The sequence below is a fragment of the Sulfurimonas sp. genome (assembly GCF_026991475.1).
In the GTDB taxonomy this organism is placed as follows: domain Bacteria; phylum Campylobacterota; class Campylobacteria; order Campylobacterales; family Sulfurimonadaceae; genus Sulfurimonas.
Genome location: NZ_JALXBK010000074.1, coordinates 1 through 19266, shown reverse-complemented (window position 1 = coordinate 19266; position 19266 = coordinate 1). Strand labels below are relative to the sequence as shown.

The following is a 19266-nucleotide window of genomic DNA, read 5'->3' as shown; positions in this document are numbered from 1 at the left end:
TTACATTATGGCAAGAAAAAATAAGAAAAATAGTAAAATTAACCAAAGAATTAGAAAGTATTTTGATGATGACCCTTTTGATGTGGGGATTGAACGCGTTGATGGGAAGACGCTGAGTGAGCTTTTTGCAACGCTTGGCATCTATGACATTGACCACAACAAAACGCTTATGGTAAAAACGCTTCGTATGATATGGAGTGAGGCTGAGAGTGCGATGCGTCGTGATATATTGACCTTTTTTGAGAGTGATGGGCGTGTTTATAAATCTCTTAAACCAAAACCTGAAGTGGGATTTGACAGAGAAGTGAAGATTGAGGCACTCATAGAAGAGCTTGCGGCTACACCTATGGAAGCGCTGCGTTTACGAGAAGCATACTCTCATGTAAGAAGTAAAAAAATTACCATTGAGAAGATGGAAAGCTCTTTGCGTCACATCCGTTTTGAGATAAAAAAAGAGAAGCTCGAACGCGAACTTGAGGGAAGTTTTGACATAGATGACTCTTTTGAGTTTAATGCCTCTTTGAAATATGAACTCTACGAACAGCATTTTCATAAGATTTTGACACTAAATACTAAACCATACACTTATGAGTATCTACAAGAAGAGCCTTTTGAAGCAATAGTAGAAAAAATTGCACACGATAAAGTAGAAACTGTACAACATAAACAAAAGAGCATTGATAAATTTCTCTCCTCTTTGAAGTATCCACACTCCTATCTTACAACAAAGCAGATTTTAGACTCTTTGCGTGCTTCACCGCCAAAAACTAAAGTGAATTATCCACTTATCACACAAAAAGTACTTAAAGAGATAATAGAGGCAAAAATTGATGTAGATGCAATAGAGTTGCATGATGAAGAGGTACTGCTGCGTTTGACAGAGTATGCAACGCTGCCATACTCTGATTTGAAAATGGATTATAACCTAGAGCTGCACATTGAGCTTGAGGGATTACTTGAAGAGATATGGAACTCGAAGCGTTTTAATTTTGATGCGGTTCTTGCTGAGGCAAAAAAGGAGCATGAAGAGGAATTTTATGCCTCTTTAGCAGATTTGGTGCAAGAGTGTGCGAAATACTCGATGCTACTGCATTTAAGTGATGAAGAGCTACATCAAAAAGTGTATGAATTTTTATTTGAGTTGATGCCAAAGAGCCTTGTTATTACACCCAAGATAGCAAAAAAAATCATAAGACGATTTGTTCGTTCCATTCATGATGAGTTGATTAAAAAACAGCGTCAGGAACTCTTAGCTAGAACCATTCGTGACTTTAAAAACCTCTTTCCCATTGCACGAACAATGCGTCGAAAACTCGTGTTGCACATTGGACCTACCAATAGTGGAAAGACCTACAAAGCGATGCAAACACTTAAAGAGGCAGATACAGGTTACTATCTTGCACCACTGCGTTTGTTGGCGTTAGAGGGGTATGAAACGCTTAAAGCTGAGGGTATTGAGAGTTCGCTTATAACGGGTGAAGAGCAGATTCTTGATGATGAAGCAACGCACATTAGTTCTACCATTGAGATGATGAACTATGATGTGGATGTAGATGTTTGTGTCATTGATGAAGTTCAAATGATAGATGATAGAGATCGTGGCTGGGCATGGGCAAATGCCATCATTGGCGCGCCTGCTAAAGAGGTCATTATGACTGGAAGTGCTAATGTAAGAGAGGCAATAGTCGCCCTTGCTGAGTATCTCGGTGAAGAGCTTGAAATCATTGAATTTGAGCGTAAAAATCCACTTGAACTACTCGCCTCTGCTACTGCGCCAAAAGATGTTGAAGCAGGAACTGCCATCATTGCCTTTAGCCGAAAAGATGTACTGCGTTTGAAGCAGAACTTCTCAAAAGATTTTGAGGTAAGTGTTGTTTATGGAAACCTCTCTCCAGAGGTTAGACGAGAGGAAGCACGCCGTTTTCGTGAGGGTGAAACGCAGATACTTGTAGCAACCGATGCCATCGCTATGGGAATGAATTTACCTATAAAAACGGTACTTTTTTCAAAAGCTGAGAAGTTTGACGGTATAAGTCAAAGAAAACTACAACCCTCAGAAATCCATCAAATAGCAGGACGAGCAGGGCGATATGGACTTCATGAAAATGGTTATGTTGGAGCTTTAAATGAAGATGCTCTAAAAATTGTCAAGAAAAACTTTCCTAAAGAGGCGCATGAAATAGCCATTCCTTTTAAAGTAATGGCAAATCTTGAGCATATTAAACTTGTGGCAAAAATTTTGGAAGAGAACTCATTAGAGGAAATTTTACGATTTTTCATTAAAAATATGGTGTTTGATGGTCCTTTTTATGCCTCATCTTTAGATGATATGCTTGAAGCTGCAAAAATAGTAGATGCGTATGACCTTGACATTGCAACAAAGTACCATCTCTCATGTGCTCCGCTTACGCTGAAGTCGCCTTACATCATTAATGCTTACGAGAGCTATCTGCTTGCTTTGGAGCAAAAAGAGCAGGTGCATTACTACCCACCAAAATTAGGGGGTAGTTGTGCAAGAACTTCAGAAGATTTACTTCGTGCAGAAGATATGGTAAAAGAGATTTCACTCTATTTATGGCTAACTTATAGATTTGGTGATTATTTTGTGGATGAGCAAAAGGCGAGACAGTATCGTGGTGTTTTAAACAAATATATAGAAGAGTCTTTGCAGCAGACACACTTAGCACAAAGATGTAAAATGTGCTCTGCTGTACTGCCTATAAATTCAAATTATAATATTTGTCAGCGCTGTTTTAAGAAAAACTATGTGAGAAAAAGAGGGCGTTTTAACTCTTAAACTCATCAATGGTTTTTTGTAAAGATGAAGCGACTGCAACAAGGCGGACTAAATCATTCTCAATAGAGAGAACACTTGTTCTGTTTGCTGTTGAGAGCGCTTCTATAGAGTTAATATAAGAGATAATCTCTCCAAGAGATTTTGACATCTCCTCACTGTCTTCTTTCGCTTTATATGACGCTTTTGTTGAAGCCTGCATCGCTTCTGATGTAGTTGATATTTCATTATCTACATTAGTTGCAATGTCTGAGAGTGCTTCGACATTTTGTGCATTTTGTGTCATTTTTTCACTAACATCATTAATGGATTGTACAATTGTACTAACGCTGATGTCTATTTCACTAAGACTCTTTTGTGTGCGTTCTGCAAGCTTTCTTACTTCATCAGCAACTACAGCAAAACCGCGTCCATGTTCTCCTGCCCGTGCAGCTTCTATAGCTGCGTTTAGGGCAAGAAGATTTGTCTGTTCTGCTATATCTTTGATGATACTTAGTACCTCTTTTACCTGATCGGCATTAGATTTGAGTGAGGAGAGTTCATTTACGAGTTCATTTTCAGAAGTAACGAAACTCTCAACTTCACTATGGAGTGTTGTAAGAGCATTCTGTGCTACGCAGAGTGCCTTATCTGCTTGGGTAATTGTCTCCTGTGTTGTTGCAGCGGTCTGTATAGTTTCATTAAGAATATCTTGAATGTCATCACTTTTTTGGCTTGTTTTTTCAACAAGCTTTTGTTCTTGCTGAGTTCCTTCACGAATAACATGCGAAGCACTTTCAATCTCAGAAGCAATATCTTTATTTTGCTCTCCTAGTGATTTGACTGCATTGACGGTTGATTGTATCATCTCAATGAAGTTGTTTACCTCTACAGCCGTATCTCCAAACTCATTGCCTCTTTTATGTTCAAGTCGTTTTGTAAGATCTTTATCTCCACTTACAAGTGCAGCAATTTTATCTTTAAGTGCTGTAAGAGGATTGAAAATCTCTCTTGTGAAAAATATATATGCCAAAACAGTAAAGAGAAGTGCCAAGACAATAAGGGAGATGACAAGTATTGTATTTGTTTTAGAGATCATGGCATCATTTTTATCAAGTGAAACAAGTAGATCCATAGCTCCTAGTGTGTAACCGACATCTACATTGTAATGGCACTGCAGACATCTTTTTTCTGCAATCATTGGCTTTATCAGACGGATGGTATGGTGCCCATTTATATTTTTTTCAATGATCTGTGTCTTTTGTGTTTTAAGAACGTTAAGTATGAGCGCATCGGTTGTAAATTTTTCATCTGGGTCATAGACTTTGATGACAGCTTTTGATTTTGCAATGTTGAGTTTTTTTATGCCTTCTATCTTGCGCGCATCACTAAAGGCTTTTTGCACAACAGCTGGATCACCCATCATCATACTTGTTGTCATTGTCTGGAAAATTGATTGGCTAAGCATATTTAGCGAGTGTTTTTCACTTGAGTTTGAGAGTTGATGCAGGGTAGAAGAGAGGTAGTATGACATACCAATAAGCCCAAAAATACTAATAGTGAGTAGCGAAACAATAACCTTTGACTTGACTGTTGAAAACATATTGGTATCCTTAAAAAATTATAAATAGAGATAATTATAGCATAAAAGAAAGCTATAGCATATATATTTGCATTTCAATTTGCTTGAGAAGTGCTTCATTGGTTATATTGTTTTGCTTTGCATAGGCAAGTGCGGCACCTGCGCCTACACCCTCTTTCGCTTCGCCCTCATCATACTTTTTGAGTATTTCAATCTCTGCGTTTGCAAAGCTAAAGGTTGTGTAGGCTGCGTTTGATGTGTAGCTGAGTTGTTCTAAGATATGAGCGATGTTAGAGTTTTCATCTTTTGCTACCCATTTTGTAGTTGCGAGCATAACATTGTCATGTTTGATGCGCATTAAAATATCTTCACGCAGCTTGTCTGCTATGAGTAAGCAAGCTGCCATTTGTGTGCCGCCTGCTAAGACTATTTGAAATCTTTTGGAAGCTTCTACTAAAAATCCTGCACAAAAGAGAAGCATATTGTCACTGACGATGCCGAGTTTTTCAAAGTTTGACATATCTTCATTGACTAAAGAAAGAGCTGCGTTTATGGTCTTTGTTTTGATGTCATTTGGTACATTTAAAAAGCTTGAAGAGAAGTCGTTTGCAACATCATAGCCTAAAGCTAGAGCAGAAGCAGCTGCTGTAGTTGTCCCAGCAGGTGTGCTTTCACCTAAAATAAGGTAATTTCCTTTAAGCTCATACTTTTTACCAAACTCCATCCCTTTGGCAAATATCTCCTGTGCGTTAATATTTGCACCTTTGTCAATAGAGTTTGAAGGTGTGATGTCAAAGTTATAGATTTTACAGTTTTGCGGTTGGGTTTGCAGACCTAAGTCTAAAATCTCTATACTTGAAAATGCTGCAAGATTATGCGTAGCACGGGTAATAAGTGCAGGAGTAGGAACTCCTGTAGGAGTTTCTGCAAGTTCACCAAGAGAGAAAACTTTTTCGTTTGTAATGTACTCTGCATCGAGAGTCGGTGTAAGAGGAATCATCCCCGGAATGCCCGCTTGAGTGATACCTTCGATTTCACAGGTTCTTGTCACACTAGCTGCAAGGAGGAAGTCAGCTTTTCCTTCTGGAAGTTGTGTGTGTTCGTTTGTAAGAATATTGTATGTGTTCATATTTGCTCTTTTTTTAGTTGATATTCTAGCAGATAATTATGAAACTACAATAGCTTAAGTGCTTTTTGTACATCTTCACTACTTATCTGCTTTTTCCCTTTACCAAAAGTTGCTTTTTTCTTAATCATTCCAAAGTATGATGTATCGCCTCCGAGTTTCACACCAATAGCTAAGGCCATAGCAGTTATGGGATGTCCTGCGTTTGGAGAGTCATGTTTTTTGCCATCTTTATAAAAGGCAAAGAGATTTTTTTGTTTTGCAACACTCATGATGAGCAGGGCAGTGAGCCGTGAGGGGATGTAATTTGCGATGTCATCAAGCCGTGCAGCTACTTTGCCGAACTTTTCATACCTTTCATTTTTATAGCCTATCATTGAGTCCATTGTGTTGATGGTTTTGTAGATGACGATGCCGGGGAGCCCAAAAAGCAGCAGGTAAAAAAGAGGTGCGACAACTCCGTCACTTAAGTTCTCCGCATAGGTCTCTATGGCGGCTTTGTAGATGTCACTTTCACTCAGCTCTTTTGTATCACGCGAGACTAACATAGAAATAGCTTCTCGTTTGTTCTCTGCGTTTAGCACACCCTCCACTGAGTCACGAAGCATTTTGTGAGCGATGAACATAGAGGCTATAAACGCAGTAAAAATGATGTTTAAAAAAGATGGTAAAAAGAGGGTGAAATATCTCTCTAAAGCGATAGCAAAAAAACTAACAACACTCAAAACAGCTAAAACAAGTAACAAACCACGAAAGATGCTTTTTTTGTAGAGTAATTTCTCAAAAAAGCTAATAAGCTCCCCTATAACAATGATAGGATGCTTGATAAATGAGAACTCTCCAAATTTTTTGTCTAGCAAATAGGCTAAAACAGCGACAATAATATTACTCACACAAACTCGCTTCAATAAAGCCCATATCTACGTGTTTGTCTATATGATTTGCAAACTCTTTAATCGCCCCAGCTTTAAACTCTTTGAAATTGTAGCCTTTGTAGTTGGCATTGATTTTAGAAAAAAGTTTCAAACGCAGTGCGTCATTTTCAAAGATACCATGCACAAATGTAGCATAAAGATTGCGTTTGTGTTTGGCATTTTTCTTTGCAATGGCGTTATGTATCTCATACCCCTCTGCCATTGTTCCCCATATATTGTAGCACCCTTTTTTGACAATTTTCTCTTTTTGAAAGGTAACACTTCCTTTAAATCTACCAAGACCGGCTACCATTCCTTGTTCGCTTTCAATGTGAAGAGGGTCTAAAATCTCCTCAAATAACATCTCATAGCCACCACAAATACCAACTATCATTTTCTCTTTTGAGGATAAAACAGCATCAAAACCTCTCTCTTTTAGCCATAGTAAATCATCTACAACCCGTTTACTCCCAGGAATAATAAGCATCTCACAAGCAGCAGCTTCTACTGCGTTTGATATAAATGTGAGTTCTATTTCACTATCGACTACCAAAGGCTCAAAGTCGGTAAAGTTTGAAATGTGGGGAAGTTTTAGTACCCCAACTTTTATGATGGCATTTTTTGTATCCTGTTTGTAACCCATCAGTGAGGCACTGTCTTCAAAGCCGAGATTAAAGGGCTTGAATGGTACAACTCCTAAGACCTTTATTCCAAACCTCTGTTCAATGATTTCTACACCGCTATCAAAGAGTGACATATCGCCTTGAAATTTATTGACAATGACACCGATGATATTTTTACGCAGTTTCTTTGGCAGGAGTTTATAAACGCCATAGATAGAGGCAAAAACACCACCACGCTCTATATCTGCTACGAGAATTATCTTTGTATTGAATTTTTTAGCAACATAGATATTTGAGAGGTCTTTTTTCATCAAGTTTAATTCGACAGGACTTCCCGCACCTTCAGCTACTATAACATCATACTCTTTTTGCAAATGCTTAAACGCAGCTTTTACAAAAGGTTTAAGCGTGTCAATGTCACGGTAATAGCTCCAGACATCTTTGTCTCCAACACTTTTACCATTAATGATAAGATGTGCTTTTGATCTGCCGCCTGATTTGAGTAAAATAGGGTTCATACGCGGCGAGGTTTGCAGCCCTATCGCTTCAGCTGCAAAGGCTTGAGGGATGGCAATCTCTCCTGCGTTTAGGTCGGTGACTTGAGAGTTGTTTGAGACATTTTGCGCCTTAAAAGGAACAACTTTTATGCCTCTTTCATGCAGTAAGTAGGTAATGGCAAAACTCAGTGTTGATTTCCCTGCATCGCTGCTTGTGCCGAAGATACTTAGTGAGTTCATAATATTCCTATAGTTTATGTGAGAGTATTATAACTGACTTTATATAATATGCTATAATACTGTAATACAAACTACAAAAGGAGTCTCCAGTGGTAGCAACAGTCAGACTTAATGATGAACTTGAAGAGCTTCTCAACTCCATATCTAAGCGTTTTCATAAAAAGAAAAGTGATGTTATTCGTGAGGCTATTCGCTTTTATGCCCAAGATTTGCAAAAGAATCAAAAGACACGCCTACAAAAGGCAATGAGCAAAACAATGAAAGAGGATTATAAAGTCTATAAAGAGTTAGAGGATGGTTTGAGTGATGGTCTCTAGGGGAGATATTTGGTTGGTAAATCTCAACCCTGTAAAAAAAAACAATGAGGTAGGTAAAGTATGTCCTGCTTTGGTTTTACAGAGTGATGAGCTAAATGCAGGGGCATATCCTACTTCTGTGATTTTACCCATTTCAACGCAGTTAATAGATGATGCAGAACCATTGCGTTATAGAGTAAAAGCACAAGATAAATTACAGCAGGATTCTGATGTCTTAATAGCACAAATCCGTTCTATTGACAATAGCAGATTTATTGAAAAGCTCACACACCTCTCTTTGCAAGAGACGAACTATATTAAAAGTTTGCTCGATGAGGTGTTGAGTTAGTTAAAACTTTCAAACAGTTTGAAGCCCAATTGATTCAGCCGCAAAGGCTTGAGGTATGGCGATCTCCCCTGCATTTAGGTCGGTAACTTGAGAGTTGTTCGAGACATTTTGCGCTTTAAAGGGAGCGACATTTATGCCGCGTTTGTGCAGTAGGTATGTTATGGCAAAACTCAGTGTTGATTTGCCAGAATCGCTGCTTGTTCTGAAGATACTTAAAGATTTCATTCTTTATTTTGCTTTTTGTACTTGTGTTAACAGTTTTGTATTTTTTTAACATAGCCAGAAGTATGTGAAAATGGAAAAAGTTTAGGTTCAAATTCTTTCATAGTAAATCTAGCTCCTTGTAATAAGTCCAAATTGTTTTAAAATATCTTGTGTCAGTTTTGTATGATTTTTCCTATGTATATCTTTTTTATCCAAATAACTACAAAAAACAAAGTTTTTGACATCCTCTTGTGAGTACCCCAAATTTTTATAAAAACTTTCATAAAGTTCATTTATTCTATCTTCATTATAAGCTTGCGCTTTATTCCATATCTCTTTTGCTATATCATTATGTTGTTTGTAAATTTTCTCTAATTGGAATCTCTCTATAGAAGTTTTACATTTCTCATCAATTGAGTTTAAATTTACCTCTAATTCTATATCTTTGTTAACATCTAAACTGTTTACATTTATACTAAACTTTGCATTCTCATTAAAATCATCATAATATGGATGAACAATTTTGCCTTCCTGCTCTTTGTTCCCTTTAAACTTGCTATTGCATATACTACAACTGGGTATGAGGTTATAAAAAGAGAGTGAGAGATGTGGATATTTTGCTTTTGGATAATAGTGTTCTAGCGTAGCTAAGGTGTTAGCCTTGCCATCGCCTTTTGTATAAAAATAGATATAGTTGTTATTGCAAAATGGACAACTTTTTAGATTCAGTTTTTTAAAATGCTTCATAAACTTTTCTTTTTGTCTATGTGCAGAGTAGTTAAAAGCCTTTTCTATCTCTTTTTTTTCTTCTAAAGAGTAATAATTTGCTATATTAAGATATTTTTTTATTGTTGGTAAATCTGCTTTTATTAAAAGTTCTAATCTATCAGTTATTTTTTTATATTTAGGAATACTTAATTTATTTTTTATATTTTCAATATTGATTGAAGTGAAATACTCTTCTAAATTTAAACTAGACAAGTCAACTTTTTTCATTGATTGTCTTTGAGTTTATTTATTTTTTCTTGAATCTCTTTTTGTTCTCTTTCAAGTTTTTTAAGTTCAGTGTCATTCGTATGTAATTTGTCGTCTAACATTTTTTCAAGAGTTGATTTTAAAATAGGTTCTCCAATAATAGAGATAATTTTTTTACAGTAATCTAAATTTTTTTGAGAGACTCTTTTTCGTTTTAAGATTTTAATAACTTCATTCATTTTCTCTTTCGCAAACTCTCCCATAAGCCCATCTTGCATAAAAAAGCCATGAGACAATAGGGTATGGATATTCGCTCCAAAAGTATCTATATTTACCTCTGTTTGTTTGCCACCCTTTAAAAATTTTATATTTTCTTTTGGCAAATCTGAGAGAATAAATGGAGAATGAGTTGTGAGTATTATATTAAAAGTAAAATTAATTCTATTTAATAGATTATATAATTCAAATAAATATTTCTTCTGCCACTGGGGATGCAATGATAAATCTGGTTCGTCCATTAAAAATAAAAAGATTTTTTCTTTATCATAGAGTGAAAAATAGTATATATTTAAAAACTGAGAAAATATAGTTTGTTCACCATGACTTAGATGATTAAATTTTCTATTTTCTAAATCTATAAAATCAAATTCAAAAAAGTCTTTACAATAATTAAAATATATTTCTTTTTCTCTTTTAGTCAATGTATTTATTTCTTTTTCTTTTTCTTTAAAGTATTCATTAAACTCTTTTTCATTTATTGAATTTACTTGCGCAGTGTATTCTTTTGATAAAAAATCTTTATCTTCAAATTGATAATAATCATCGTCCCCATACTCTTTTATATACCATATGATTAAATATTTATGAAAATTATCTTGTGTATGAATAAATATTTCATTTAAATCATCGGCTTTTGCAAATGATTGATTTCTTGTATTTTTTCGAGCACTTTCAAATTCCTTATCTGACATATCAAGAGATAAGTCAATGTCTGAAACACCAAACCCTTGTTCATAATCCCCTATAAGTTCGGCAAAGAGCTCATGCAACTTTATTGGTTTTATCTCAATCTTGGTAGGTAAATACATAAATGTAGTTAGCTTAAAATCAATATTGGCTACATATTGACTTGTGAGCATTTGTGCTATTACACTATTATCAAGAGAAAACCTATGGTGTGTCAATTTATCTGTTCTGTATTCTTCACTTATTGGTTTTTGATCATCAGCTAAATACAGATAATAATTATAATGTCCTAAAATATTGGCTTTATCTATATTTGCATGAATAGAAAAACTAGAAATATATTGAATTTTATCACCAGTCTTTACAACAATAATAAAAGAAAATGGATATTCTTGTTTATCAGAAGAACCATATCCCAATTCAGTATAAGGAATATAATCTAATATTTTTTTTAGTACTTCTAAAATACTACTCTTCCCGCTCCCATTCTCCCCAACAATAGCAGTTATATTTATATTTTCAGGAAAAATATTCACATAATCTTTTTTTTCATCAATAGTCAGCTCTTGAGTTGCTTCATCATAGCTACACTCAAACCGAGGTGAAAAATTAAACCCTTGTGTTTTAATGTTTTTATACTTTTCAACCCATAAATATATTAGTTCCACGATTGTCCAAAAAAGTTAAATTATACTATTATAGCTTAGTAAAGCTTTCAAACGCAGCTTGTAATTTCTTATGAGCTTCTGCATCTTTTACAGCAAAACGCAGCCATTCATCACTCAAATAATCAAAACTCCCACAAGTCCGTACAAGGATTTTATGCGCTAAGAGATGCTCAAAGAGTTCTGCTGCATTTGGCGTGTGTACGAGGATGAAATTCGCATCACTTTCTACTATTTGCTCAAATATATTGCTGCTTTTGAGGATGTTTTGCAGCTGCTGTTTTTGCTCTTTGTGCACTTCTAATGCACTGCGTTTAAACGCAGCATCACTTAACCTTTTTTGCAAAAATTCGGCATCTAGTGAGGAGATATTCCAAAGTGGTGGTGTGATTTTTTCTATGTTTTTTTTATTGGTAAAAACAGCACCGATGCGTACACCTGCACAGGCGTAGAACTTTGAAAAAGATTGGATGATGTAGAGCTTTTTGTAGTCTTGTATCTGTTTTCGCAGTGATTTATGCCCTTCAAACTCTATAAAACTCTCATCTAAAATGATAGTACACTTTTTCTTTTTCCACTCCAAAAAGAGCTCATCAAGGTCATAGTAACTTCCCTCTGGAGTGGATGGGTTGACAAAAACAATGATGGATTTCTCCTTTACCTCTGCGTCAAGATTCTCTATACGGTTGATTTTATAGATGTCTTTTTTGCTTTTAAGCGCTGCTTTTTGGTACTCTCCATAAAGCGGTGCGTAGAGATAGACACTTTTTGCTTTGAGCGAATCCATCAGAGCATAGATGGCGGCAGTTGCACCGTTGTAAAGAGCTATGGATTTTACATCTATTTGGTACTCTTTTGCGATGGTGTTTTTGAGTGCTGTGTAGTTTGTGTCGGCATATTTGACTATTGCTGCGTTTGGAACATTGAGTTCTTGTTCTGGCTGGTAGCAGTTGATGTTTGAGGAGAAGTCGAGTATCTCCTCTGGTTCGCAGTCTAGCTCTCTTGCGTATTTGTAGATGTTTGCACCGTGGAGCATCATTCGTCTATCTCCACATCATCCCAAAATTCGTTGAAGTCGAGATTTGTCATGGCATTTTCATCTGCGAGATTCTTCTCAAGCAGTTTTTTCTGTTCATTTGCAAAATACTCCTCAAGCGCATCATTGATGAGTGTGCTGATGTCAGTTTTTTTCAGCTCACTAAAGGCTTCGAGGTTTTGCATATTGTAGTCGTTGATTGTTATTTTCATGCTGTATATATAAGTTTCTCTGTAATGTTATTCTTTGAGATTTCTACATAACGCATTGGATACATATCTAGATCTTTTGGACGTATAAAACCGCGTGTCACAATGACCTTTGTGCCTTGAATCTCTGAAACAGAATCAATGTGCTTATGTCCTGAGAGCGTGAGCAACAGATTGTCATATTTGAAAAGACGTTTTTGTGCCTCTTTGGTGTTGTTGAGTACATACTTGTGAATATCTTTCTCTTCTGTACCACCCCAGTAGTTTGTGTATGGGTGATGGTTGAGAATAAGTGTCGGTTTGTTTGATTTAAGCACATCTTCTGCAAAGGCAAGTGTTTTCTCTGTGTAGCGACCGTTGTTTTGATGCTCGATACAACTGTCAAGCCCTAAAATGTTGTACCCTTTTGCTTCTAAGAGCCAATCTTTGCCATGAAGTTTGAGTGCTACGTTTGAGCAGAACATCTTTTGAAACTCTGCAAGGTTTATCTCATCATCACCTTTTGGAGAGGATTCTTTGTTGCCGCGTACGCTAAAGTAGGGACAATGAAGACCATCTGCAATTGTCTTGAATTTGACTGCGTCTTTATCGCCTGCGACATTGTTGTTAAAGTTGTCACCGCCAAAGAGTACAAAGTCTAAATCTTTATGATTAGTGTTGATGTAATCTCGCATAATCTCCACTGCTTCTACAGAATCAGGGTTGCTTAAATCCATATGTGAATCCGTCACATGTATGAACTTGAGTGTATCGTTTTGCTTGTTGGCTGCGTTTAGCGCAAGTGGCAGTGTTGCTGCTGCAACCGCCCCTTTTAAAAATCCGCGTCTTGATATTTTTTGCATAATCTACTCCTACTTTTATAGAGTGATTATACCATTATTTAATATATGGCTTTAAAAGCATTTGTGCATTTCGTGTTTTTTTCTCGTTTGTAATGCGTAGAAGCATATAGAATTTTGTTGCTATATGGAGTGCTTTTTGTAACTCTTGTTTTTTAATTTTTTTAAGAGTATGTTGGTTATATGTTTGTAAAAAAAGTTTTGTAAAAGATGCTTTATTGTAAGAGTTAAAAGCCATTAATGAAACGGCTACATCAAATGAAAAAGCGCCACAACCGCCATCAATAAAGTCAAAGACCGCTATTTTCTCTTTATTAAAGAGTGTATTGTCTTTGAAAATATCTCCATGAATAAAGCCCTCACAAGGGAGTGTAAGAGTTTTAAGTGGCGCAAGCATCTTGTAGTAGAGAAAAAAATCTTTTTTTAAAAAATGTAAATAGGTCTCAATGTCATACTGTGCTAAAAATTTAGGGGGTTTCTTCTGCGTTTGACTCAGGGTGTGGAGTTTTGCCATAAAACGGGCAAGGGCTTGAATATGGTAGTAACTTATGTTTCTTGGAGGTTGTCCTGCAAGACGCTCATAGAGGTACCAATCTTTACGCTTTGCAAGAAGTCGGGGAACATTAAGCTGATGATGAAAAAAGAGTTCTAAACGTTTGGCATCTTCTTCTACTCGTTTTTCAATACTCCTTTCATACTTTTTAATAATATATTTCTCTGTAATATAGGTTGTATCTATAACACCATGTGTTGTCTCCTCTATGTTTGTTATAGAGAAATTTGGAAAAAGTGCTTGTGCTTCTTGAAGTGAGAGCAGACTTTTTACACCCATTTAGAGCGCGCAGTCATGCATGATATTGCTCCACTTAAGGTCAAAATGTTTTTTGACATATTCTACATGATGGGGTACGCTGCATCTGGAACAGTCTTGGTGGATTTTGTCTCCATATACACCCTCTCTACCATCTTTTGAATCGATATTACAGTAGCTAAATTGTGTACGCTCATCTATTTTTTTAATACCTTCATCGTTAAAACGGAAGTTGGGACATGAGCATAGGTAGCAGTTTAGCTTTTCCATGTCGTGACACTTTTTATCTTTTGCGTAAAGTGGGCAAAAATCTTCTTCTTTAACTTTCATATTTTCAAAATCAAAATAGTCAATAATCTGCTCTTTTGTATAATTTTGTGCAAGGAGTTTCTCTACTATTTTTTTATGTTTTTCGGCATGATTTTGTACCCATTGAGTGTATCCCAACTGCTTTTCCTTTTTGCTGTTTTTCAAAATTATAGCAGTAAAAGTTTATGTTATAATTAGCTTAGAACTTTAATAGAATCATGGTGAAAATCCTGAGCTCTCCCGGAACTGTGAGCCATCTTTTTATGAAGTATGGTAAGCCAGATCTTTTAAAGTAAAAAATTTAAGTAGAGTAACGGGTTATTACTCACTTACAAAAGGAAATATATGCATATTGAACCAGGTGTGGTTAGTGGTGCAAAAATGATACTAAGTTATGGAACTGCAGCTGTAGTCCTTGGTGCTACTGCAAAAGTAGCTTATGATAATATGAAAGAGAATGGTGTAATATCATTGATACTTAAAAGTGTTATCGCAGCGATGATAGTCTTTTTCTGTTTTGAGGTCTTACCTCACTATGCAATAGGTGTGAGCGAAGTGCATCTTATTTTAGGTACAACTATATTTTTAGTATTTGGTATTGCTCCTGCGTCTATTGGTTTAGCTCTTGGATTGTTAGTACAGGGACTATTTTTTGAGCATAGTGATTTACCACAATATGGCATCAATGTAACAACACTTCTTGCAAGTATGTTTGCGCTTAATATGGCAGCAAAAAAAGTTATACCTCAAGGTGTTGCGTATAAAGATATAACATATACACAGCTTTTAAAACTCTCTGTTGTTTGGGAAGGCGCTATTGTTGCATGGGTTGCGTTTTGGGCACTTTATGGACAAGGTTTTGGTGCTGAAAATATTCACAATGTACTTACTTTTGGTGCAGCATATATGTCTGTAATTATCTTAGAACCAATTGTAGATGTAGCAGTTTTAGCAGCTGTGAAAGCCTACAGTAAAACAAATGAGTGTATGTTCTTGTTTGACAAGAAACTCTGCGCTGCATAAAGAAAATTCTTTAATAAAACTAGGGACTTTTAAAGTCCCAGTTTTTTTATCTCTACTTCAATATTTGCTCTAAAAATCTCTCTTACTTCCTCTTGTTCTATAAGATTAAATTTCTTATCTTGTGTAAATGATTTGACAATAGATGCATCACAATACTCGCCAACTTCCTCACAAATCTCTTTCATATCTTTGTCATAATGATTACCGCTTACAAGTAACATAGGGACAATTTGAACCTTTTTCGTTTTATCTCCACTTGTGAGTTTGAGTATATCTCTTTTAATCGCATCTTTGATGGCAAAAAATGGAAACTCTCCCTCAAGAGAGCAAGCAAGGTTTTTCTCGTTTATCATCTTTAAAAAGTTTGCAGTGTAGTTTACCGCTTCAAGTCCGCCTAGATTTAAAACAGGTACACCATGAATAATGTAGAGATTAATAATGTCATCATTCTCTTGGCGTATCTTTGCATCTAAAAAATTGAGATAGTTTGATGTCTCTTTTGTTTTATAAAGCAGAGGAGCCGTGTATCTGATGTTTGCCAAAGAGAACTCACGAAAGCCTTTAACCATGCGAATAAGTACCTCATGTTCATCTGTCGGAAAAATATTGACACTTACTACAATGTAGCGTTTGTAGCCCTCCATATCGACATCTGCCATAACTTGAGGGAGATTTTTATAGACCTCACCCTTTTTTGCAAGCTCTTTAATGACCATCTTCGAGCTAAACGCAGTAAAAACTGGAATTTGTGGAAAACTCTCTTGAACAAACTGCTCAAATGCTAAATACTTTTCTTGTTCTATAACTGAACCAAAACAAGAGAGAATAATAGCCGTCTCTTTGTTATAATGTCTATATCGTTTCATAGTAATACCAATCTAATTTTTTACAAATTATAGGATAAGAAGTTGAAAAAAGCATTAGTTGTCTCTGCAATTGCATCAAATCAAGGAAAAACCCTACTAAGTATGGCACTTTTACACCATTATAAAACTAAAGTACGCCCTTTTAAGTGTGGACCCGATTTTATAGACCCGCAGTTTCATGAGAAAATTGCACAAACACCCTCTGTCAATCTTGATGGATATATGATGAATGAAGAGCAGTTGCAATGGATATTTCATAGATATATGGACAAAGAGGTTGCAATAGTTGAAGGCGTCATGGGCTATTACGATGGGATGGACAAGGGTGCAAGTGCTTATGATGTCGCACGCACACTCAAACTACCGTCGCTACTCATTCTCGATGCAGGTGGCAGTTATATCACTGTTGCAGCAGTGCTTAAGGGGATGAAAGAGTTTAGAGATGACAATACCATCAAAGCTGTGATACTCAACAGGGTCTCTTCAAAAATGCACTATGAGTTGGTAAAAAAACATTTAGAGCAAGAGGTGGCGGGTATATGTGTTTGTGGATGGATACAAAAGGGTTTAAAGAGTCTAAGTAGTACACATTTGGGACTCAATTTAAAAGAACTTGATGGGGATGCTATGGACGCTGTAAGTCAAGATGTTTTAGAGCATATTGAGCTTGAGATGTTAGAGGACGTTATGGGCATTGACGATGTGAGTGTGAGTGAGTATCCTTTTGAAAAAAGAGTACAAAAAGATGCGCTGTGTGTAGTCGTAAAAGATAAAAACTTCTCTTTTGTCTATCATGATAATTTAGAGTATCTCAAAGAGATTTATAAAAATGTAGTCACTATTGACGCTACAAAAGATGAAATAGTACCTGATGAATCAGAGCTTGTTATACTCCCTGGTGGCTATGTAGAGACAGTAGAATCGTATACAAGAATTGCAAATTCCAAAAAATTTCGAGACTCTCTTATAAAACATGCTAAAACAAAAAAAGTCTATGCAGAATGCGCAGGGCTTATCTACCTTGGAAAAAAATGTGATGAAAAAGAGATGAGTGGAATTTTACCTATAACATTTGAGCTAACAAACAAACGTGAGCGACTTGGTTACTACAAGTGTGAGTTGGATGGTACGCTTATAAAAGGACACGCTTTTCATTACTCAAAAATAGTTGATGCACCAAAAACAGATATAAAGCTCTATAAAGTTTCAAAAAAGAGTGCCAAAGAGGGAGGGTATAAACAAAATGGTATCTTTGCTACCTATTTACATACGATGTGGCGTGTTTATCCCTTTGTACTTGAATCTTGATAAACAACACACTCCTCTAAGAATTTTTCTCTCTCCCATCCAAGAGTTTTAAGCTCACTCTCTTCATAGAATTTATCTACATAACCCACGCAGAGATACGCGATAAGTTGTGTATCTCTCTTTGCATGTAAGCTCTTAAGTACTTTTTTCTCATCAAGTATGCTTACCCAGCCTATGCCGATATTTAATGCTCTTGCCATAAGCCACATATTTTGCACCGCACACACCACGCTGTACTCGCCCATCTTTTTCATGCTTGTCATACCAAGAACCTCGTCATCTTTTGGCTCATAAAGTACAGCGATGTTTATGGGTGCCTCTTTTATACCCTCTAGTTTGAGATTTTTGTAGAGTTCTTTTGTTTGAAATATCTCTTTTGCTTTGTCATTTTCTTGTTCAAAATTTTGTGCAAGTTCATTTTTGGTGTTTGCATCTGTAATAACTATAAACTTCCAAGGTTGTGAGTAGCCTACAGAAGGAGCAGATATACCTGCTTCAAGTATCATTTGAAGTTTTTCATCTTCTATGGGTTGAGAGATAAATCTATTCCCTCGTACATCACGTCTGGCTTTTATAATTTTTAAGAGTTTCTCTGCATCATCTGTTGTAAAGTTCATACGAAATTATACTGTGTTATAATCTCTTACTAAAAAGATAAGAGAAAATATGAATTTTAAAATAGAAGAACCCCCATGTAATATAGGTGCAGATATCAGTGAAAAATCTTTTGAGATGATAGAGTCTGAGATTGTCTCATATCCTAAATATCATGAGTTTGATGAAAATGAACAAGCGCTCATAGACAGACTCATTCACACGACAACCTGTTTTAATGAAGTAATCAATAACATTTACTTTAGTAAAAACGCAATGATTAAGCTAAAAGACTTACTTCAAAACAAGGCAAAGTTAATTGTTGATACCAATATGATTCGCTCAGGTTTAAGTCAGTTTTATCTTAACAAATATGAAAATGAAGTCATCTGTTATGTTAATGAACCAGAAGTATTTGAAATGGCAGAGAAAAACTCTACAACACGCTCTTATGCAGCAGTAGAGTTAGCAATACAAAAGTTTAAAGATGAACCGATGGTGCTTGCATGTGGAAATGCACCAACATTTATCTATGCGGCCATTAACACCCTTATAAAAGAGAATATCAACCTTGACAATGTCGTTTTACTTCTTTTTCCTGTCGGCTTTGTCAATGTTGTGGAGTCTAAAGAGTATGGCAAAAAGTTTTTAGAGCATTTTGGGGCTGAGGGCATCATCTTGGAAGGCAGATATGGGGCTTCTACAATGGTAGTTGCCTCTTTACACGCAGCCTATAAGCTTATAAAAGATTTTGACACAGGACAAGGCAAATATAATGGCAAGTAGTCTGACAAATTCACATGCAAGCGCAACATATGGCAGCAACCCTGTAAAAAAGGGTGAAGTACGTCTTAATGAGATGGGAAGTGAAGTGGTTGAGGGATATACCTGCAAGCCAAAAGATTATGACCCAAACCGCCCTATAATGCACTACAAAACGCTGCTTCTTTTGTGTGATGATGAGCGTTGTGGTAAAGCTGGTAAAGATGACCGAGCAACACATCTGCGTGAAATATTAAAAGAGATGGGACTGAACAAAGGTAAAAATCGCATTAAGATAA

The 19266-nt window shown here is 36.1% G+C and carries 21 protein-coding genes; 7 read left to right on the top strand and 14 right to left on the bottom strand.

Going from position 1 to position 19266, the window contains the following annotated elements; genetic code table 11:
• The first annotated feature begins 7 nt into the window (after positions 1 to 7).
• Positions 8 to 2797, top strand: a complete 2790-nt coding sequence (locus MV589_RS06085; RefSeq protein WP_297433058.1) for a helicase-related protein — start codon at positions 8 to 10, stop codon at positions 2795 to 2797.
• Here the strand turns inward: MV589_RS06085 and MV589_RS06080 are convergent.
• The 4 genes from MV589_RS06080 to MV589_RS06065 are packed head-to-tail and all read right to left on the bottom strand — an operon-like array spanning position 2787 to position 7755.
• On the bottom strand, positions 2787 to 4376 hold the full coding sequence (locus MV589_RS06080; protein WP_297433056.1) for a methyl-accepting chemotaxis protein: 1590 nt from the start codon (positions 4374 to 4376) through the stop codon (positions 2787 to 2789). The two genes, MV589_RS06085 and MV589_RS06080, sit on opposite strands and share 11 nt — an antisense overlap.
• A 52-nt stretch (positions 4377 to 4428) precedes the next feature.
• Positions 4429 to 5484: a nicotinate-nucleotide--dimethylbenzimidazole phosphoribosyltransferase gene (locus tag MV589_RS06075; RefSeq protein ID WP_297433054.1), complete on the bottom strand. Its 1056-nt coding sequence runs from the start codon at positions 5482 to 5484 to the stop codon at positions 4429 to 4431.
• A 44-nt stretch (positions 5485 to 5528) separates the two neighbouring features.
• Entirely contained in the window at positions 5529 to 6374 is an 846-nt protein-coding gene (gene cbiB / locus MV589_RS06070) for an adenosylcobinamide-phosphate synthase CbiB (RefSeq protein ID WP_297433052.1), read from the bottom strand.
• The gene (locus MV589_RS06065) at positions 6367 to 7755 is read right to left on the bottom strand and encodes a cobyric acid synthase (RefSeq protein ID WP_297433050.1); all 1389 of its coding nucleotides are present in this window, start codon (positions 7753 to 7755) and stop codon (positions 6367 to 6369) included. The genes cbiB and MV589_RS06065 overlap by 8 nt, the downstream gene beginning before the upstream one ends.
• Positions 7756 to 7844: 89 nt before the next feature.
• Between MV589_RS06065 and MV589_RS06060 the strand changes: the two genes are divergently transcribed.
• On the top strand, positions 7845 to 8072 hold the full coding sequence (locus tag MV589_RS06060; protein ID WP_297433048.1) for a ribbon-helix-helix domain-containing protein: 228 nt from the start codon (positions 7845 to 7847) through the stop codon (positions 8070 to 8072).
• Positions 8062 to 8400 (top strand): type II toxin-antitoxin system PemK/MazF family toxin, encoded by a 339-nt coding sequence (locus MV589_RS06055; protein ID WP_297433046.1) that lies wholly within the window; start codon positions 8062 to 8064, stop codon positions 8398 to 8400. The genes MV589_RS06060 and MV589_RS06055 overlap by 11 nt, the downstream gene beginning before the upstream one ends.
• Positions 8401 to 8409: 9 nt before the next feature.
• Here the strand turns inward: MV589_RS06055 and MV589_RS06050 are convergent, their stop codons facing one another.
• The 8 genes from MV589_RS06050 to MV589_RS06015 all read right to left on the bottom strand — a co-directional run bounded on the left by MV589_RS06050 (position 8410) and on the right by MV589_RS06015 (position 14552).
• The gene (locus tag MV589_RS06050) at positions 8410 to 8625 is read right to left on the bottom strand and encodes a nucleotide-binding protein (RefSeq protein WP_297433044.1); all 216 of its coding nucleotides are present in this window, start codon (positions 8623 to 8625) and stop codon (positions 8410 to 8412) included.
• A gap of 108 nt (positions 8626 to 8733) precedes the next feature.
• Positions 8734 to 9600: a hypothetical protein gene (locus MV589_RS06045; protein WP_297433042.1), complete on the bottom strand. Its 867-nt coding sequence runs from the start codon at positions 9598 to 9600 to the stop codon at positions 8734 to 8736.
• Positions 9597 to 11213, bottom strand: a complete 1617-nt coding sequence (locus MV589_RS06040) for an AAA family ATPase (RefSeq protein WP_297433040.1) — start codon at positions 11211 to 11213, stop codon at positions 9597 to 9599. Before MV589_RS06040 ends, MV589_RS06045 begins: the two co-directional genes overlap by 4 nt.
• A 28-nt stretch (positions 11214 to 11241) precedes the next feature.
• A complete protein-coding gene (locus MV589_RS06035; RefSeq protein WP_297433038.1) occupies positions 11242 to 12249 on the bottom strand; it encodes a pyridoxal phosphate-dependent aminotransferase in 1008 nt (335 codons plus the stop codon).
• Positions 12246 to 12458, bottom strand: a complete 213-nt coding sequence (locus MV589_RS06030; RefSeq protein ID WP_297433036.1) for a hypothetical protein — start codon at positions 12456 to 12458, stop codon at positions 12246 to 12248. The genes MV589_RS06035 and MV589_RS06030 overlap by 4 nt, the downstream gene beginning before the upstream one ends.
• On the bottom strand, positions 12455 to 13297 hold the full coding sequence (locus MV589_RS06025) for a metallophosphoesterase family protein (RefSeq protein ID WP_297433034.1): 843 nt from the start codon (positions 13295 to 13297) through the stop codon (positions 12455 to 12457). Before MV589_RS06025 ends, MV589_RS06030 begins: the two co-directional genes overlap by 4 nt.
• 34 nt (positions 13298 to 13331) lie before the next feature.
• Positions 13332 to 14126 (bottom strand): phosphotransferase, encoded by a 795-nt coding sequence (locus tag MV589_RS06020; protein ID WP_297433032.1) that lies wholly within the window; start codon positions 14124 to 14126, stop codon positions 13332 to 13334.
• The gene (locus MV589_RS06015; RefSeq protein WP_297433031.1) at positions 14127 to 14552 is read right to left on the bottom strand and encodes a hypothetical protein; all 426 of its coding nucleotides are present in this window, start codon (positions 14550 to 14552) and stop codon (positions 14127 to 14129) included.
• A 207-nt stretch (positions 14553 to 14759) separates the two neighbouring features.
• On the opposite strand from MV589_RS06015, the gene MV589_RS06010 reads away from it, so the two are divergent.
• Positions 14760 to 15437 (top strand): energy-coupling factor ABC transporter permease, encoded by a 678-nt coding sequence (locus MV589_RS06010; RefSeq protein WP_297433030.1) that lies wholly within the window; start codon positions 14760 to 14762, stop codon positions 15435 to 15437.
• Positions 15438 to 15466: 29 nt separating this feature from the next.
• Here the strand turns inward: MV589_RS06010 and MV589_RS06005 are convergent, their stop codons facing one another.
• Positions 15467 to 16303, bottom strand: coding sequence for a sirohydrochlorin cobaltochelatase (locus MV589_RS06005; RefSeq protein WP_297433028.1), 837 nt, complete (start codon positions 16301 to 16303; stop codon positions 15467 to 15469).
• Between the two features lie 42 nt (positions 16304 to 16345).
• Here MV589_RS06005 and MV589_RS06000 point away from each other — a divergent pair, with 42 nt between their 5' ends.
• Complete coding sequence (locus MV589_RS06000; RefSeq protein WP_297433026.1) at positions 16346 to 17611, top strand: cobyrinic acid a,c-diamide synthase CobB; 1266 nt, start codon at positions 16346 to 16348, stop codon at positions 17609 to 17611.
• On the opposite strand, the gene bluB is transcribed toward MV589_RS06000, so the two are convergent.
• Positions 17587 to 18228 carry a 5,6-dimethylbenzimidazole synthase gene (gene bluB / locus MV589_RS05995; protein WP_297433024.1) on the bottom strand — a complete coding sequence of 214 codons (642 nt, stop codon included), beginning with the start codon at positions 18226 to 18228 and terminating at the stop codon, positions 17587 to 17589. The two genes, MV589_RS06000 and bluB, sit on opposite strands and share 25 nt — an antisense overlap.
• A gap of 49 nt (positions 18229 to 18277) precedes the next feature.
• Between bluB and MV589_RS05990 the strand changes: the two genes are divergently transcribed.
• Both MV589_RS05990 and MV589_RS05985 read left to right on the top strand, forming a co-directional pair.
• Positions 18278 to 18991: a precorrin-8X methylmutase gene (locus MV589_RS05990; RefSeq protein ID WP_297433022.1), complete on the top strand. Its 714-nt coding sequence runs from the start codon at positions 18278 to 18280 to the stop codon at positions 18989 to 18991.
• The coding region (locus tag MV589_RS05985) for a hypothetical protein (protein ID WP_297433020.1) at positions 18981 to 19266 on the top strand (286 nt) is incomplete at its 3' end. The genes MV589_RS05990 and MV589_RS05985, both read left to right, overlap by 11 nt.

What these genes read in the sequence shown, in the direction of transcription:
- MV589_RS06085 (WP_297433058.1), top strand. Translation starts at nt 8, where the DNA reads ATGGCAAGAAAAAATAAGAAAAATAGTAAAATTAACCAAAGAATTAGA.
- MV589_RS06080 (WP_297433056.1), bottom strand. Translation starts at nt 4,376, where the DNA reads ATGTTTTCAACAGTCAAGTCAAAGGTTATTGTTTCGCTACTCACTATT.
- MV589_RS06075 (WP_297433054.1), bottom strand. Translation starts at nt 5,484, where the DNA reads ATGAACACATACAATATTCTTACAAACGAACACACACAACTTCCAGAA.
- MV589_RS06065 (WP_297433050.1), bottom strand. Translation starts at nt 7,755, where the DNA reads ATGAACTCACTAAGTATCTTCGGCACAAGCAGCGATGCAGGGAAATCA.
- MV589_RS06055 (WP_297433046.1), top strand. Translation starts at nt 8,062, where the DNA reads ATGGTCTCTAGGGGAGATATTTGGTTGGTAAATCTCAACCCTGTAAAA.
- MV589_RS06050 (WP_297433044.1), bottom strand. Translation starts at nt 8,625, where the DNA reads ATGAAATCTTTAAGTATCTTCAGAACAAGCAGCGATTCTGGCAAATCA.
- MV589_RS06045 (WP_297433042.1), bottom strand. Translation starts at nt 9,600, where the DNA reads ATGAAAAAAGTTGACTTGTCTAGTTTAAATTTAGAAGAGTATTTCACT.
- MV589_RS06035 (WP_297433038.1), bottom strand. Translation starts at nt 12,249, where the DNA reads ATGATGCTCCACGGTGCAAACATCTACAAATACGCAAGAGAGCTAGAC.
- MV589_RS06030 (WP_297433036.1), bottom strand. Translation starts at nt 12,458, where the DNA reads ATGAAAATAACAATCAACGACTACAATATGCAAAACCTCGAAGCCTTT.
- MV589_RS06025 (WP_297433034.1), bottom strand. Translation starts at nt 13,297, where the DNA reads ATGCAAAAAATATCAAGACGCGGATTTTTAAAAGGGGCGGTTGCAGCA.
- MV589_RS06020 (WP_297433032.1), bottom strand. Translation starts at nt 14,126, where the DNA reads ATGGGTGTAAAAAGTCTGCTCTCACTTCAAGAAGCACAAGCACTTTTT.
- MV589_RS06010 (WP_297433030.1), top strand. Translation starts at nt 14,760, where the DNA reads ATGCATATTGAACCAGGTGTGGTTAGTGGTGCAAAAATGATACTAAGT.
- MV589_RS06005 (WP_297433028.1), bottom strand. Translation starts at nt 16,303, where the DNA reads ATGAAACGATATAGACATTATAACAAAGAGACGGCTATTATTCTCTCT.
- bluB (WP_297433024.1), bottom strand. Translation starts at nt 18,228, where the DNA reads ATGAACTTTACAACAGATGATGCAGAGAAACTCTTAAAAATTATAAAA.
- MV589_RS05990 (WP_297433022.1), top strand. Translation starts at nt 18,278, where the DNA reads ATGAATTTTAAAATAGAAGAACCCCCATGTAATATAGGTGCAGATATC.